Source organism: Candidatus Sulfurimonas baltica, from assembly GCF_015265455.1.
Taxonomy (GTDB): domain Bacteria; phylum Campylobacterota; class Campylobacteria; order Campylobacterales; family Sulfurimonadaceae; genus Sulfurimonas; species Sulfurimonas baltica.
Window position 1 is genome coordinate 1291614 of the sequence record NZ_CP054492.1, and the last position, 16445, is coordinate 1308058.

The following is a 16445-nucleotide window of genomic DNA, read 5'->3' on the forward strand; positions in this document are numbered from 1 at the left end:
GAGATAAGGAAGATAATGAATCTTTGTAATACAAATAAAATTTTAGCAAAAGAAGTTAAAGACTTTATGTTACATGTAAAAGATGTTAATGAGGAATCTATAACAGACTTTTTAGTTTGGAAATGGAAGGAAATAGACAAAAAGTTTAAATGCATTGATGTCTCAACTTTTACAAGACATCAAGAAAGTACTTTATCAGGTGCTGATTATGAAATGGAAATATGGATAGTTGGCAATAAATATAATTATCCATTGGTATTTCAAGCAAAAAAATTCAGAAAACAATATGATGCATATGTTACTAAGCTTCGCTACCCTTCCAATACAAAAAAACAAATGAACACCCTTTTAAAGTATGCTAAAAGTCATAAGAGAATCCCTTTCTATATGTATTATAGTTTGCCTGATAAAAACACAACTACAATGTGTCAAAATGGCTATATTAATGATTGTGCCGTTTTTATGTCTCATGCAAAAGTTGTTGAAGAATTTGCTGATAAAGTACATGGAAATAGAATTTCTAAAAATGACTTATTATCAAAAAGCAATCCTTTTCATTGTATGTTTTGCTGCCCACTAGCTGCTGACAATGAGTACTTTACCCATTATTTTCAAGATATAAAAGACTCATCAGATAGACAAGAACTTCCAGCATATGCTCAATATTTACTAAATGTGGATGAGGATAAAATTAATTCAGAAGAAATGAAATATTTTATAGAAAAAAATGAACTTAATGTTTATCGTTACATCGCAGTGTATGATATGAGGGACACGAATGAATCATCTAACAAAACCTTGGAGAGAAATAGTTTACCCTAGCGGCAAAACTATTTCTCAAGTCAAACGTTATATATTAAAAGAAGGATTAAAATGTCAACAACCACATATTTTGAAGAAAATTTATACCCTCCTAAATATGAGGATGGTAAAGCCGATAAAACCAAATCACCGTTTACACTTGATGTAGCGGTAAGCAATTTTTTTGGTGACAGTCATCAAGTTTATTTAAGAACAACGGATGAAAATAGGAAAGAAATAACATTACATTTAACAAAAGAACAAGCATACTCTTTAGCTGAAGCTCTTGAGAGTGCAGCTTCTTATATTGGGTATGATAATACATAAGAAAATGTAAAAAGTTATATAACTTACATTTACAATGGAATAGAAAGCACAGTTACGAATTAATAAAAGCTAATACAAGAGTTCGCTATGAATATATATGATACAAATACAGAAAAGCTTACTTGTACTTGCGAAGATTGGAAGCAAACAAGAAAAGAATATCCTATAGATGATCCTAGAAGATTATGTAAACATATCATTAATAAACTTGATATCGATAATCTGTCTGACAATTTAAAATATTTTAAAGAGGATATAAAATTCTATAAAAGTAAAGAATGGGGTTTTACAAAAGATTTTGAAAAAGTACTTAAACTTCCAATAAACGGCTATATTATTTTACAAGACCACTATTGGATGAATGTTTATGATAATAATGGGAATAAATATGGGTATCTATATGATACAGATAACAATAAGCATGTTTGGGCTAAAAACGAAAAGCCTGTTGGCTACAAAGAAGTAGAGAATCATTTTAGACAAAAACATGACTCAAAATTAATTAGTTTTCAAGGTAATGAAAAATCTACTCTTATCAATTTTATTAAAAAAAATATTCCAAGTAAACAAGATGTGAGCTTTTCATTTGAAGAAGCCTACAGCGAATCCTTTTCTGATAGTTATATGTTTTTTGTTAATGAAAGAATAAAACTAGACACTTATTATGAGGAAAATACTGAATATAAAATTAAATTTGTGACCATTGATAAGTATAAAGTTTCTGTTTTTATGGAAAATGGTAATATTTTCTTCTATGATCGTGATTATGACTATGCTTTATCTTGTAGACAAAAAAATATGCTTCTAGAAGAACAAAGGTTACAAAGAGAAGAAGAAATATTTGAAAAAGAAAGACAAGAGTATGAAAAAAAATTATCTGAAAAAAGAGATACAGCAAAAAATAAAGGTTATTTATGGGAAATAAAAGACTCTTTGTATCGTGAAGCAATTACATATTGTAATCGCGACCACGATGCACAATATACTGAATATATAGAAGCGACGTATAAAATTTCAGATGAATATAGTGATTTAAAAAAGCTATTAAAGTCTTCAAAATCTGATATAACCTCTGCACTATTCAATAAAACATTAAATAACTTAAAAATGATAAAAAAAGTAAAAACATTAAATTTAAATGATTGGATTATTATAGATGATGGTTTAAAATATGGAATAAATATAGAAAAAGATTCTAAATATTTTTCGGAAACTATTCCTGATTGGTATAAAGTAACAACATTGGATGCTCATACATTAGAATTAGTAGAACAAAGAGACAGGCAAAATGTAAGAATGACAAGAATATTATGGAAAAACAATCAGTTTGAAAAATTATTGGACTTGGTAGTTGAAACTATTAAAAATCAGAATGCAGAGGAAAGAATAAATGAATTAGAGAAAAATATTAATTCAAAACAATCAATAAGGGAAGAATGGTTTAAAAATGTAAGTTGTCACAATTGTGGTTCAAAAAATATCCATAAAAAGAATAAGAGAGTGTATGGATATGGAACTGTGCAAAGATATCAATGTCAAGATTGCAAAAGTATATTTCAAGAAAAAATTCAAGATAATATCCATTTAGATGAAACAAATAATCAAGTATCCAATCACCATGAAGAATGTAAAGGTTCTTTAGAATCAAACACCATTAATAATATTCAAGCAAAAACTAACTATTTTAAAGAAATATATGAATTTGTAAAAGAAAAAACAGGACTAATTAAATGAGATATAACAAATCATTGGAGAGAAATATTTGACCCTGCGGCTCAAATATTTCTCAATTCAAACGTTAGATAACATTAAAAAGGAACCATAAATGGCTATAGATAATTCACTGTATGATTCACTGGAAAATACATATTTTCAGATAAAAGATTATTTAGATAATAGCCAACTTGGACGAGAGCATTCGGTAATGATTATAAAACATGAAGAATTAGCTGCGCTATTAGAGAGATTTGATATTGAAGCTCTTGAAGAACAGTCAAAAGATATAAACACACTACATAGGCAGTTTAATGATATAAAAGAAGTTTCTAACAAGATTGTTGAAGACCTTAAAGACGTTGGTGACTCTGTTTCTGCTGCAGATAAAGTGGTTAGTGGATTAGATAAAGTATTTTTAAAGATTACTAATATCATTGTGTAAAAGGAATAAAATTTAGAAAAATCTTATTGTGTTATAATTACATATTTAATATAAAATCACCAGACATCTATCAATACAAAACAGAAATATCTCAAAAAGTATCATCAAACATTTTAATCACAAAGGATTGGATTTATGTCGCCAGATATTTCAGAAACATTATCGTGCAAGATTGCTATAATCGGGGCTGGTCCCGCGGGTCTGATGGCGGCACAAGTGTTGTCTGAAGCAGGTTATGCACCGACGGTATTTGATGCGATGCCTTCTGCGGGACGTAAGTTTTTGCAGGCGGGACGCGGGGGCTTAAACCTAACACACGATGAAGACTTTGCCCTCTTTGCGAGTCGTTATTTTGAAGCACAACCTTTTTTGCAACCTGCACTAGAAGCCTTTACTCCCAATGACATACGCTTGTGGGCAGAGAGCCTTGGTTTTGAAACCTATGTTGGCTCCTCTGGCAAAGTGTATCCACTTGATAAAAAAGCCGGGCCGTTACTACGTGCTTGGTTACGTAAACTCAAAGCAAATAATACTCAGTTCAAAATGAAACATCGACTAGTGGGTTGGTCGAAGGATGTTTGGCAGTTTGATACGCCTGACGGTCTCAAAGATTATTCGTTTGACGGAGTCATTTTGGCCTTTGGTGGTGCATCTTGGCCACGATTAGGTTCAACAGGCGCTTGGACAACCACACTAAAAGATAAAGGGCTGGTAATCGCCCCGCTTAAACCTGCAAACATGGGCTTTAATGTTACTTGGTCAGAAGTGTTTAAAGAAAAATTTTCTGGTACTCCGCTTAAAAATGTAAAACTTAGCTTTACAGATATTAATGGAAATCTTCAATCAAAGCTAGGCGAGTTGTTAGTAAGTCAAAATGGGGTTGAGGGTAGTTTAATCTATACCTTTTCTAAATTTATGAGAGAGAAAATAGAGCAAAAATCTCCGTTTACGGTCTACTTGGACCTATTTGTTCATCGCACCCAAAGTCAATTACAACAACAGCTCAGTGGCAAGCAAGGGAAGCAGAGTTTGAGTGCTTTTTGGAAGCGCCTAGGTTTATCTGGCATTCAGGCTTCTTTACTCAGAGAGGTATTGGCAAAGGAGTTGTTAACTCATCCTGAGTTAGTGGCAAAGACGCTTAAAAAGTTTCCATTAATATTAGAAACTTTTAGACCAATTGAAGAGGCGATTAGCACAGCTGGGGGCTTAAAATTTAAAAATCTAGACGAACAGCTGATGCTCAAGGATTTTCCTGGTGTATTTTGTGCTGGAGAAATGTTGAATTGGGAAGCGCCAACGGGAGGCTATTTATTGACAGGGGTAATGGGTCAAGGTAAACAAGCAGCAAGAGGTCTTTTGAAATTGCTACAAACAAAAAAATAGACCCTTGTATAATAATTTTGGTTATAATAATAAACACACAAGGAGCAAACTATGATTAACAAAAAAATGGCATCTGAGTTAAATACACAACTCAACAAAGAGTTTTACTCTTCTTATCTTTACCTTGGCATGTCTACGTGGTGTGCAAACACTGGATATAATGGCAGTGCAAGTTGGTTTATGTTGCAACATGAAGAAGAGCGTATGCATGCATTTAAAATTTATAACTATATGTTAAATCAGGGAGCAAAGATTGAGCTTCTCACTATTGAACAGCCAGATATTAATTACACATCACTTTTAGAGTGTTTTAAAGATAGTTTAAAGCACGAACAAATGATGACACACTCATTTAATGAACTGTGTGACTTGGCAATAAAACAAAAAGATCATGCATCTTACGGTTATCTTCAATGGTTTGTACAAGAACAAATAGAAGAAGAAGCGAGTGTTGGAGAAATTATCTCTAAACTAAAACTTGTTGGTGATGGAAATGGAATATTTATGATTGACTCTCAACTCTCCCAGCGTAAACCAGACACTCAAGTTGGCGCATAACTATGCTGATAAAACTTTGTAAAAATTATTCTAAAAAAAAGAAATTTGCAAAGAAATTAGCCTTGAATTTTCCCGATGCGCAGATTGTAATAAAATCATGCATAGGAATGTGCAAGTCTTGTAAATCAAAGCCTACGGCTATTGTAGATGGTGAAAAAATCAAGAAAAAGAGCATTAAAAAATTTATAAAAGAACTGAAAAGTTAGAAGAGTGTAAATGTGAAAGATGGATTAATAAGTAAGCTAATTATTTTCACATATGGGATATTTTCATATGTATTTGCCATAGCAGTACAGTTATGGTTTATCTTTTATATTGGTGAGTGGGATTTTATGGCAACCAATATTGATACACAGCAGAGAATCCCCTCAGAATATCCTTTTGCTATAAACTTAGGGCTTGTCTTGCTGTTTGGTGTTCAACATTCGGTAATGGCTCGCCCATCATTTAAAAAATATCTGACAAAGTTTATCCCGCAAGCCGCAGAGCGAAGTACTTATGTTCTTGCATCTGGCATAGCATTGGGTCTTATATGTCTTTATTGGCAGCCGTTGGACGGATTGTTATGGCAGGTTGAGAATGAAACTGCAAAAGCTTTATTGAGTGCAGGTTATATCTTTGGCTGGTTATTTTCACTTTTCTCAACATTTATAATCAACCATTTTGAGCTATTTGGTCTGCAACAGGTATATTTTAATCTTATCAATAAATCTGAACTCCCTGTTGATTTCAAGGAAAAACTCTTTTATAAATTTATGCGACACCCAATACAGTTTGGAGTTCTGCTAGGCATATGGTTCACTCCAACCATGTCATATTCGCATCTGATGCTTTGTGTCACTTTGACGATTTATATTTTTATTGGTCTTTGGTGTGAAGAGAGAGATTTGGTATCTACTTTAGGAAGCAGCTATAAGGATTACCAAAAGCGTGTTCGGATGATGTTTCCATTTACAAAATAGCTACATGTAGAGTTTATTCGCCCCATCTAAGTTTTTCTTTTAGTACATCAAAGTAGTTATACTCTTCTTTATGCATTAATTTAATGGTTTTAGTTGCAAGTTTGATGTTTACGCTCTCTCCGAGTTCAAGCTCATGCATGTCCTGTCCGTCTATAATTATCAAAGCTCTCTCCTCTGATGTTTTCATCTCTATGGCGTACTTTCCAGGAAGAACAACAGGTCTTTGGGTTAAAGAGTGAGGACAAATAGGTGTAAGAGCAAAAACATTTGTCATAGGAAAAAGTACAGGACCGCCGGCAGATAAGTTGTATGCTGTTGAGCCTGTTGGTGTACATACTATTACACCATCTCCGTAGTAAGTATTAAAAGGTTTTGAATTAACTAATGTCTCAACGTGAATCATATTTGAAACACTGGTGCGAGTTAATACAATGTCATTGAAAGCGTACATCTTAAGCTCTTTGGAGTTTTTGATTACAGTAGCCTCAAGCATCGCTCTTTCATCAACTCTATACTCCCCTTTTACTATTTTATCTGCAAAAGACTCAAGCTCATCAAAAGACAAGTCTGCTAAAAACCCCAAAGTACCTGCATGAATCCCTAAAATAGGAATATCAAAGTCAAATGATTTTCTGACAGTAGATATAAAAGTACCATCACCGCCAAAGCTTATTAAAAAATCTGAGTCCATACATATCTTGGCGAAGCTTTCACCATCCATACCAATCATGTTGGCACTCTTTTCCTCAAGCATTACTTCGATGTCATATGAGTTGAAAATTTTTTCCAACTTGATATAGCTATCTTTCAACTCCGGTGTTGAGGGTCTAAGAACAACACCAATTTTTTTAATAATTTTATTATTCAAAAACGACTCTTTTTTAAAATATTTTCATTGATTATACACTTTTATCGATTAATAGTATGAAAATGATATAATATGTGAAAAAAGGGTAAGTTGTGTTTAAAAATAGCTATTTTTTAAAATTCTTATCATTTGGGCCATTACTATTTATACCTTTTATGGTTGGATTGCTATCTTTCTTTTATATTCAGATGTACAATAAAAGCTTTGATTTAAGCCTAAAAGAATTAGAAAAAGACATGTATGAAATGGAAATGAGCACAAGTAAAGATAAGATATCTAGTGTTTCTGACCTTATAGTCTATCAAAAATCTATAACACAAGAAAAACTAAAATCTCGTGTAAAAGAGCGCGTTGATGTAGCATATGATGTAGCAAATAATATCTATAGTAAATATAAAGATATTAAATCTAAACAAGAGATACAAAATATCACAATAGCATCACTAGAAACTCTTGCTTGGAATAATGGTGAAAGTTATATTTTTATGTTGGATTTTGATGGATTTTATAAACTTGCTCCAAAACACTTAAAACATTTAGAGGGAACTTGTGCTATCAATATTCAAGATGCGACAGGCAAATATACTGTCAAAGAAGAGATAGAATTATGTGAAAAAGATGGTGGAGGATTTATTTGGAGCACTAATCCAAAATCACCAGATAGTGCTGAACACTACACTTACATAGAATATGTCAAGGCATTTAATCATTACAATTGGTACTTAGGCTCAGGAGAGTATCTTGATTCCGCAATAAAAAGAACAGATGAAGAACTCATTCAAACTATTGCAAAAATAAACAATATTGGAAATCGATATATTTTTATTGTACATAAAGATGAATACATACTTTTTCAAAAAGAAATTCCAGATCATATTAGTAAAAATATTTCTGATTTTGAAAAAAAATATACTCGAAAGGCTATAGCAAAAATCATTATGATTATGAAAGAGAATAATAGCGATTTTGTATCTTACAATTGGGTTAATTTACAAACTGAAACTATTGAAGAAAAGCTCTCTTACGTTATGAACGTTCCTGGCACAGATTGGATTATAGGAACAGGTTTTTATTTAAAAGACATAGAGCAGGAGATAGCTTTAAAAAAGAGTGATATGTATAGAATATACTATGAAAAATCTAAAAAAGTTATCTATTTTGCAGTGCTGATTATGATAGTTACTTTATTTATCTCTTATTATGTCTCAGCAAAAATAAAACAAAGTTTTTCAAGATATGAAAGAAGAATTATTTTAAAAAATTTAGAATTAGAAGAGCTAAATGAAGAGCTAGAAGAAAAAGTTAAAGATAGAACAAGAGAACTTCATAAGAGCGAATATGATTTAAAAATAAAAAATGATATTCTTGAAAAACTCTCTAGGCGTGATGGCTTAACAGACATAGCAAACAGAAGATATTTTGATGAAAGTTTTGAAATCAAGTATAAAGAGAGCTTAAGAGAGCAAACATCACTTGTTATTATTATGATAGATATTGATTGTTTTAAAGAGTATAACGATCACTATGGACATGCAGAAGGTGATAATGTTCTTAAAAAAGTTGCCAAAACTCTTCTGCATGAGCTAAAAAGACCAAGTGATATGGTAGCTAGATATGGAGGAGAAGAATTTGTTCTTCTTTTAAAAGGTGTAGATATAAAAGGTGCTAAACAAGTAGCTGATTCACTTTTAAAAGCTGTAACTGATTTAAATATTCCTCATGATTACTCAATTGCAACTAATGTTGTTTCAATTAGTGTAGGGGTTTCTTATACTGATGGAGATGGTAGCATTGACAAAGAGGCTCTTTTAAAAGAAGCAGACGATGCTCTTTATGAGGCAAAAAACAGTGGTAGAAATAAAGTAGTTATTAATAATACTTAAAACTTATTATCCAATAAGACAATTTTAGATACAATCGCAAAAAATTATATTTAGGACTCTATTTTATGAGAAGTCATTATTGTACAGATTTAAGTGAAGCAAACATAGGGCAGGATGTTATTCTAGCTGGTTGGGCAAACAACTACCGTGACCACGGTGGAATCATCTTTATAGATTTAAGAGATAAGAGTGGTTTAGTTCAACTTACATGTGATCCAGAAGATGGTGCTGAGGCACATAAGATTGCAGATGGTGTTCGTGATGAGTTTGTTCTAATCGCTAAGGGAAAAGTTCGTCTTCGCGGTGAAGGCTTAACAAATCCAAGACTAAAAACTGGTGCTATTGAGATTATAGTTACAGAGCTTATTATTGAAAACAAAAGTGCTACTGTCCCTTTTGTAATCGGCGACAAAAGTGTTGGTGAAGAGACTACACTTAAGTACCGTTACTTAGAACTTCGTGACCCTGATTTATACGAAGTTTTTCGTCTTCGCTCAAAAGCGGCAATTGCAGCTAGAAACATCCTTGATGAGAACGGTTTTTTAGAAGTTGAGACTCCGATTTTAACTAAATCAACTCCAGAGGGTGCTAGAGATTACCTAGTTCCATCTCGTGTTCATAACGGCGAGTTCTACGCACTTCCTCAATCACCGCAACTTTTCAAACAACTTTTAATGGTTGGCGGATTTGACAGATATTTTCAAATAGCTAAATGTTTCCGTGACGAAGATTTACGTGCAGACAGACAGCCGGAATTTACTCAAATAGATGTTGAGATGAGTTTTTGTAACCAAGAAGATGTTATCAAAGTTGCAGAAGATTTACTTACTGCTATGTTCAAAGCTTGTAATGTTGATGTTAAACCTCCATTTAACCGTATTACGCACAATAACGCTATGGAGTGGTATGGTTCTGATAAGCCGGACATGAGATACGACCTTAAAATGGTTGATGTTATTGATATTTTTTCAAGATGTGACAACGAAATCTTTACTGGTATTGCAAAAACTCCTCATAAAAACCGCATCAAAGCTCTTAAAGTTCCTGGCGCTGATTTGGTGTTTTCAAAGAGAGAGATGAAAACTTTTGAAGACTTTGTACGTAAGTTTGGAGCACATGGGCTTGGTTATTTTCAGATGAAAGAAGATGGTCTTAAAGGTCCTCTTGTTAAATTCTTCTCTGAAGATGATATTGCACTTATCATAGAGAGAACTGAACTTGAAGTTGGTGACGTTGTATTCTTTGGTGCAGGCGACAAAAAGACTGTACTTGACTATATGGGAAGACTAAGAATTTTCATAGCAGAGCATGAGAAGATGAATATCCTAGACAGAGATGCGTTCGAATTTGTATGGGTTGTTGACTTCCCTATGTTCGAGGTTGAAGATGGAAGAGTTAAAGCGCTTCACCATCCGTTTACTATGCCTAAAGACACAGATAAAGATAATGTAGAAGACATAGAGTCTATTGCTTACGATATCGTTTTAAACGGTACTGAGCTTGGCGGTGGTTCTATTCGTATCCATAAAGCAGATGTTCAAGAAGAGGTTTTCAAACTTCTTGGAATCGAAGAAGAAGAAGCTCAAGAGAAATTCGGTTTCTTGCTTGACGCTCTTAAATTTGGCGCACCTCCACACGGCGGTTTCGCTTTAGGTTTCGACAGACTAATGATGCTTATCACTAAAAAAGCAAGCATTAGAGATGTTATAGCATTCCCTAAAACACAAAAAGCTTCTTGTATTCTTACAAAAGCACCGAGCGCAGTTGACAACAATCAACTTCGTGACCTACATATTCGTTTACGTGAACAAGTAAAATAGTCCCACTTATGAAAAAACTATTCTTAATTATCGGAGCTCCAGGCTCTGGTAAAACTACAGATGCAGAGTTGATAGCAGAACAAAACGACGCAATAACACACTACTCTACTGGCGACATGTTAAGAGCAGAAGTTGCAAGCGGAAGTGAAATTGGTAAAGAGTTAAACTCTTACATGTCAAAAGGTTTAATCGTGCCTATTGAAGTAGCGATTAAAACTATCACAAATGCCATTAAAAATGCTCCTACTGACATAATCATTATAGATGGCTATCCTAGAAGCATGGAGCAGTTAAATGCTTTAGATGAATACTTACATGTAGACTCATTTTTAGAGCTTGCTAGCGTTATAGAAGTACATGTAAGTGAAGAAACAGCTCGTGATAGAGTTCTAGGTCGTAACCGTGGTGCTGATGACAACACAGAAGTTTTCGACAACCGTATGAAAGTCTACACTGAGCCTTTAGCTGAGATACAAGCTTTTTACAGTGCTAAAAATCTTCTACATGTAATAAGTGGCGAAGGTACTATTGAAGAGATAGTTCACGAGATGGGAAGTTTCGTTAAGTCTAAAATATAATTATATATCCAGAAAATTTCTGGATATATACATGTAGAAGTTGATTAACCTAATTTAGAAACGATGTTAGCCTCAACATCAGCGATGTCAGCCGTTCCATCAACAGTTATGTAAGTTAAAGTGTCAAGCTTAGAAGCTTGTTCTTTATAGTAACCTATTAGCGGGCTTGTAAGCTCATGGTAAACTTTCAAACGGTCTAAAACAACTGATTCTTTATCATCATCACGTTGAACTAACTCTTCACCAGTTACGTCATCTTTACCTTCAACTTTTGGTGGGTTGTACACAAGGTGATAAGTTCTTCCACTTGCAAGGTGAGCACGACGACCAGCCATACGTGTAACTATCTCAGAGTCTGGAACGTCTATCTCGATAACAGCATCAACGGTAATACCTGCATTTGTAACAGCATCAGCCTGAGGAAGTGTACGTGGGAAACCATCTAAAAGGTAACCGTTTCTACAGTCGTCTTCAGCGATTCTATCTTTTACAAGACCAATAATAATCTCATCAGTTACTAGTTGACCAGCATCCATAGCAGCCTTAGCCATTTTACCCATGTCAGTACCAGCTTTTATAGCTGCTCTTAACATATCGCCTGTAGAGATTTGAGGGATGTTGTATTTTTTAGTTAAAAATTGAGCCTGAGTACCTTTTCCTGCACCTGGAGCTCCTAGTAATATTATTCTCATATTTATCCTATCTGTTTTATTGGTGATATTATATATAAATGAGGTTAAAATAAACTATAATGCTCCATAATTCTATTTATAACAGCCATGTTTTAGCCTCTTTAAACGTAAACAATTTTTCCCTTGCTCTTTTTAAATTTTTTTTAAAATAATTTTTTAATTCTAAGAGCTGTTTTTTTGTCAGTTTACCTTCCAAGCTTTCTACTAATTTCAGTCTCACAAGATTATCCTGAATCGCTCCGAATAAATCCTGCAAGATTTTCAATTTTGACAAATCTGTAGAGATTTTTTTATTGTTTTCAAAACATTGTTCATAAATATTTAGCCCGTAACGAAATTTTTTAAACTTCATCCTTAGCTCATGAAGCTCTGTGAAAGATGTGTTTTTATCTATTTTATTGAAATCTTCGTAGATGTTTTTTTCTATATCTCTAATAATTTTATAGTTATTTGCTTTGTTTATTTTTTTGTATATAAAAAACTCATCACTTTTGCTCATCTCATGAAAATCTTTTAAATTTTTTTTATACTCAACACTCTTAATCGAAGAAGAAAAAACTTTAAAAAGAGAAACTCTTTTTAAAGTTAGCAGAGAATGGAGTTTCTCTTTTGTTTTAAGCGAGCAGGCAAAAGTATCTATTTCGCCCAAAAATACATCTAAATCACGTAAAGCAGAGGTAGGCTTAATTATTTTTTTTACAAGTCTTGAGAGTTCTTTAGATTTTTTTTTGTTCAGCTGTTTTGCATACACTTCGCTGCAGGCATATAATCTTCTTAAATTGACACGATATTTATGTAGCACTTCGATATCTTCATAATTATCCAGTTTTATATACAACTCATTAGTGACATCGGCATTCTCTTCAAACCACTCTCTAAAATCCACTATAACTACCTTTTTGTATCAAAAATACAAGATGATACACCAATATACTTTAAAATTCAAATAATTTAGACATCTGATAAATTCACAAACTGGACTCCAAGTCACTATATTTTCGTCATTCTGGACTTGATTCAGAATCTAGTAGCGCATTATTAGAGATACCTTTAAATTCAACACTCTACATGTAAAATAAATAAACCTCCTATAAAGCCAAAACACTCTAAAATACGTTTTATATTATAAGAGGAAGTAAAATGCCATTTTCCAAACTAGGACTCTCTGTAGAAATTCAAAATGCACTTAAAAAAAGTGGGTTTAAAGAGCCGACACCTATTCAAGAGAAGGTCATTCCTCTTGTGCTTGAACACAACGACGTAATGGCAATGGCACAGACAGGAAGTGGCAAGAGTGCTAGTTTTGTTTTACCAATACTTGAGCTTTGGTCAAAGAATGTTGGTGAAGGGAAACCTAAGATAAAAGCCTTGGTTTTGACACCTACGCGTGAACTTACTCTTCAGGTTGCGGAAGCCTTTTCAATATTTGGCGCTTCACTAAAGAGAAAGCCCATAGTTGTTAGTGTTATCGGCGGTGAAAGTCTTGGCGATCAAATTTATGCTATTCAGCAAGGGTGTGACATTTTGGTTGCAACATCGGGAAGACTTCTTGATGTACTTTCAAAAAAGCAAATGAACCTTTCTCATCTTGACTTCTTTGTTCTTGATGAGGCAGATAAAATGCTTAACCTTGGTTTTGCAGAGGAGCTTGAAGCTGTTCTTGAAGCTATTCCGCTCAAACGCCAAAACCTTCTCTTCTCGGCAACCTACCCTCAAAAAATTCTAGATATTGCTTCTAAAATTACTCAAAACCCTATTCAAGTCACTATTGAACAAGAAGTACCAACAGTAGATAGCGTTACTCAAAGAGTAATAGAAGTAAGTCGTGAAAACCGCGGTCCACTGCTAAGACACCTGCTCGAAAGTGAGAAGTGGGAACAGGTACTTGTGTTTATGGCAAACAAAAGAGCTACGGACAATATAGCTGATAAGTTTATTAAGTACGGATACAAGGCAGAGTCATTTCATGGGGATCTTCTTCAAGATGAGCGTAACCTGACACTAAGTGACTTTAAGGCTAAGAAGATACGAATTTTATTTTCTACGGATATTGCCGCTAGAGGCTTAGATATTGACGATATTACATGTGTGGTCAACTTTGATCTTCCACGCTCTCCTACTGACTATATCCACCGTATTGGACGTACTGCAAGGGCCGGTAAATCCGGTGTAGCAGTATCATTTATATCACATGAGGACAAAGAGCATTTTGGCGTTATAGAGAAGAAGTGTAAGGTAAAATTGACTCCAGAGCAGATAACAGGGTTTGAGCTAAAAGGTGAAGCTCCTAAAAAAGTAAAAGGCCCTGCTCCGGTTAAGGGAAAAGGTAAAAGTAAAAAAGATAAAGCGAGAGAAAAAGCTCTTAAAGAGGCTTAATCTCTTCAAGGTCTTTAAAGTCTGATCTTCTTTTTTTAAGTTCATCTTTGTACGTTAAATAATCTCCATAATCAAAAAAATTATCATATCTGGTATGTCTCTCTTTTAGCGGTTTAGAGTGCTTAATAGGACACCAAAACTGCTCAGTTCTTCCTGCTATTTCTCTTACATAAGCTGTCACACCGTTAAAATACTCACAATACAGGCAGTTGATTTTCTCAACTCTGTCTAAATAAAAAAGATTGTACCTGTCTATAACCACATAATCTTTTCTCTTAACTTTTGGGATTTTATAAATAGGAAAGCATATAGCTTGAAATATGGTGACCATTATGTCTGCCAATATCACAGGTATAATCATAGCCCAGATAAAAGGAATAGTTAAAATAACAGTAACCGGAAACGATGAGAGATATTTTATAGAGCTGATGATTTGGGATTTCCCCTCTTTTATAACCCTCTCTTCAAACTTCACTTTTTCGTTTTCAATAGTAAAGTAAAAATCCTCACTTTTCTTTTTGAACTCTGTTATCAGCTCATCTTCTAATTTTTTTATTTTTGCTGTTAACTCATCAATTCTATTATCAATCATCTATATCCCTTTAAAGTTAAAAACTATATGTTATATCTGCAAATACTCTGTCGTTCTCTTTATTTGCTTCCATAAACGGTCTATCTCCGCCTATATAATCTACAATGCCAACATTTGCACTCACTCCGTCCATTATCTCATACTCAACCCAAATTCTGGCAAAACCGCCATTTTCCCAGCTTGAGCCAAACATACTCAGCAGAGCAGAAGTATTTAGAGTGTCATTTGAATACGATTTTGTAAATCTAAGGGCGGTCTGCATCTCATTCTTATCAACGTAGTCCGACTGGTATCTCATCTGTGCTTCATGATTGAAAATATGTCTGTTTACTATTTCCAAAGAGACAACAGCGTCTTTAATTCCCATGTAATCAAAACCAAATAAGACATCGAGACGGTTTTTTTCATCTGCAGTTGAGTTATACCCTACTCCGCTCAAATATGCTATTTCACTTTTTAAAAGCCAGCTACCAGTCGCGATATTTATAGCGGTTCCAAGCATATCAATTTTATTTACAACTCTTGTTATGTCGCTTAGAGGAACACTTCCCTGAACATTGTCAAAATTCCACTTTTGATCAAGTACATGTGCTGCGTAAAAAGACAAATCCCATCCTGAAAAAACGCCATTTGCTGCCATTGCATACTGCATGTTATTTAAAGAGTTGCTTGGTATTTTTAACTCTAAAAATGGATTCGGTGCAGATGGAAATATTTCATCCACTGGAAAAAATTCACTTCTAGGGGGAGCTTCAATCATAATTCTATTCTCACCTATAGCAATAAAAGAGAAGTTCCATTTGCCAAAATAGTAATCTAGCTTTGCCATACCGACACTGAGTCTTAAATCCTCTATGTCAGTCATCCCTGGCAGGCGGTTGTCAAGCGGGTTTATAACATCTGTAACTCTCAGGCTATCAGATTTTCCCCACACAACTATTTGACGACCTACTTTTAAATCAATACGTGAGTTTATTTTGCCCTGAATATAAGCATCATCAATCCTGATTTGTGTTTTGTAATCATCTTTAATATCGTTACTGTAGTTGTTGTGTGAATATAAATCGTAGATTGCATCATAAAACATATTTGTGCTTATTCGCATTTTCCATTTCTCTGAAAGTTTAGAATCTAACTGAATAAATAGCGAAGTTTGAGCTTGGTTTATACCTGAATATTCAATACCGTCAACTTTATGTTTTTTATATCCCGCAGAGGTTTTAAAAGCCAAATTTCCACCTAAAGAGAAGATACTTTCATCTTCGTTTTTGGTTGATGAGTCCAGCATAACCTCTTCTCCAAAGCCTGCCAAGTCATCAGAAATCTCAACATTTTTCTCTTTCACTATCTCTGCTGCAAATCCACCCAAATCATCTTCAACAATATTTTGAGCGTTGCTACATGTAAGAAAAAACAATAAGCCAATAGAGACTTTGTGTAACATTCC

17 protein-coding genes are annotated in these 16445 nt (G+C 33.8%); 12 read left to right on the forward strand and 5 right to left on the reverse strand.

What is annotated here, in order from left to right:
• The first annotated feature begins 15 nt into the window (after positions 1–15).
• From HUE88_RS06515 to HUE88_RS06550, 8 genes are all read left to right on the forward strand, one after another.
• Entirely contained in the window at positions 16–822 is an 807-nt protein-coding gene (locus HUE88_RS06515; protein WP_194372290.1) for a DUF6615 family protein, read from the forward strand.
• 51 nt (positions 823–873) lie between these two features.
• A complete protein-coding gene (locus tag HUE88_RS06520; RefSeq protein ID WP_194372292.1) occupies positions 874–1128 on the forward strand; it encodes a hypothetical protein in 255 nt (84 codons plus the stop codon).
• An 87-nt stretch (positions 1129–1215) separates the two neighbouring features.
• Positions 1216–2862, forward strand: a complete 1647-nt coding sequence (locus tag HUE88_RS06525; protein ID WP_194372294.1) for a transposase family protein — start codon at positions 1216–1218, stop codon at positions 2860–2862.
• Between the two features lie 91 nt (positions 2863–2953).
• Positions 2954–3286: a hypothetical protein gene (locus HUE88_RS06530; RefSeq protein WP_194372296.1), complete on the forward strand. Its 333-nt coding sequence runs from the start codon at positions 2954–2956 to the stop codon at positions 3284–3286.
• A 135-nt stretch (positions 3287–3421) separates the two neighbouring features.
• The gene (locus tag HUE88_RS06535) at positions 3422–4669 is read left to right on the forward strand and encodes a TIGR03862 family flavoprotein (RefSeq protein WP_194372298.1); all 1248 of its coding nucleotides are present in this window, start codon (positions 3422–3424) and stop codon (positions 4667–4669) included.
• A gap of 51 nt (positions 4670–4720) precedes the next feature.
• Positions 4721–5227, forward strand: a complete 507-nt coding sequence (locus tag HUE88_RS06540; RefSeq protein WP_194372300.1) for a ferritin — start codon at positions 4721–4723, stop codon at positions 5225–5227.
• 2 nt (positions 5228–5229) lie between these two features.
• On the forward strand, positions 5230–5433 hold the full coding sequence (locus tag HUE88_RS06545; RefSeq protein ID WP_194372302.1) for a DUF1450 domain-containing protein: 204 nt from the start codon (positions 5230–5232) through the stop codon (positions 5431–5433).
• A gap of 12 nt (positions 5434–5445) precedes the next feature.
• Positions 5446–6189 carry a methyltransferase family protein gene (locus HUE88_RS06550; RefSeq protein WP_229860180.1) on the forward strand — a complete coding sequence of 248 codons (744 nt, stop codon included), beginning with the start codon at positions 5446–5448 and terminating at the stop codon, positions 6187–6189.
• A 13-nt stretch (positions 6190–6202) separates the two neighbouring features.
• Here the strand turns inward: HUE88_RS06550 and HUE88_RS06555 are convergent, their stop codons facing one another.
• Positions 6203–7057 (reverse strand): NAD(+)/NADH kinase, encoded by an 855-nt coding sequence (locus tag HUE88_RS06555; protein WP_194372304.1) that lies wholly within the window; start codon positions 7055–7057, stop codon positions 6203–6205.
• A 92-nt stretch (positions 7058–7149) separates the two neighbouring features.
• Between HUE88_RS06555 and HUE88_RS06560 the strand changes: the two genes are divergently transcribed.
• The 3 genes from HUE88_RS06560 to HUE88_RS06570 all read left to right on the forward strand — a co-directional run bounded on the left by HUE88_RS06560 (position 7150) and on the right by HUE88_RS06570 (position 11338).
• On the forward strand, positions 7150–8940 hold the full coding sequence (locus tag HUE88_RS06560; RefSeq protein ID WP_194372306.1) for a sensor domain-containing diguanylate cyclase: 1791 nt from the start codon (positions 7150–7152) through the stop codon (positions 8938–8940).
• Positions 8941–9005: 65 nt separating this feature from the next.
• Positions 9006–10760 carry an aspartate--tRNA ligase gene (gene aspS, locus HUE88_RS06565; RefSeq protein ID WP_194372308.1) on the forward strand — a complete coding sequence of 585 codons (1755 nt, stop codon included), beginning with the start codon at positions 9006–9008 and terminating at the stop codon, positions 10758–10760.
• Positions 10761–10768: 8 nt separating this feature from the next.
• Positions 10769–11338 carry an adenylate kinase gene (locus HUE88_RS06570; protein WP_194372309.1) on the forward strand — a complete coding sequence of 190 codons (570 nt, stop codon included), beginning with the start codon at positions 10769–10771 and terminating at the stop codon, positions 11336–11338.
• A 44-nt stretch (positions 11339–11382) separates the two neighbouring features.
• On the opposite strand, the gene adk is transcribed toward HUE88_RS06570, so the two are convergent.
• Both adk and HUE88_RS06580 read right to left on the reverse strand, forming a co-directional pair.
• Positions 11383–12030 (reverse strand): adenylate kinase, encoded by a 648-nt coding sequence (gene adk, locus HUE88_RS06575; RefSeq protein WP_194372311.1) that lies wholly within the window; start codon positions 12028–12030, stop codon positions 11383–11385.
• 76 nt (positions 12031–12106) lie between these two features.
• Entirely contained in the window at positions 12107–12916 is an 810-nt protein-coding gene (locus HUE88_RS06580) for a CHAD domain-containing protein (RefSeq protein ID WP_194372313.1), read from the reverse strand.
• Between the two features lie 254 nt (positions 12917–13170).
• Here HUE88_RS06580 and HUE88_RS06585 point away from each other — a divergent pair, with 254 nt between their 5' ends.
• The gene (locus tag HUE88_RS06585; protein WP_194372315.1) at positions 13171–14406 is read left to right on the forward strand and encodes a DEAD/DEAH box helicase; all 1236 of its coding nucleotides are present in this window, start codon (positions 13171–13173) and stop codon (positions 14404–14406) included.
• On the opposite strand, the gene HUE88_RS06590 is transcribed toward HUE88_RS06585, so the two are convergent.
• Positions 14393–14998 (reverse strand): hypothetical protein, encoded by a 606-nt coding sequence (locus HUE88_RS06590; RefSeq protein ID WP_229860181.1) that lies wholly within the window; start codon positions 14996–14998, stop codon positions 14393–14395. The two genes, HUE88_RS06585 and HUE88_RS06590, sit on opposite strands and share 14 nt — an antisense overlap.
• A 16-nt stretch (positions 14999–15014) precedes the next feature.
• Positions 15015–16442 carry a DUF1302 family protein gene (locus tag HUE88_RS06595; protein ID WP_194372317.1) on the reverse strand — a complete coding sequence of 476 codons (1428 nt, stop codon included), beginning with the start codon at positions 16440–16442 and terminating at the stop codon, positions 15015–15017.
• Positions 16443–16445: the final 3 nt, after the last annotated feature.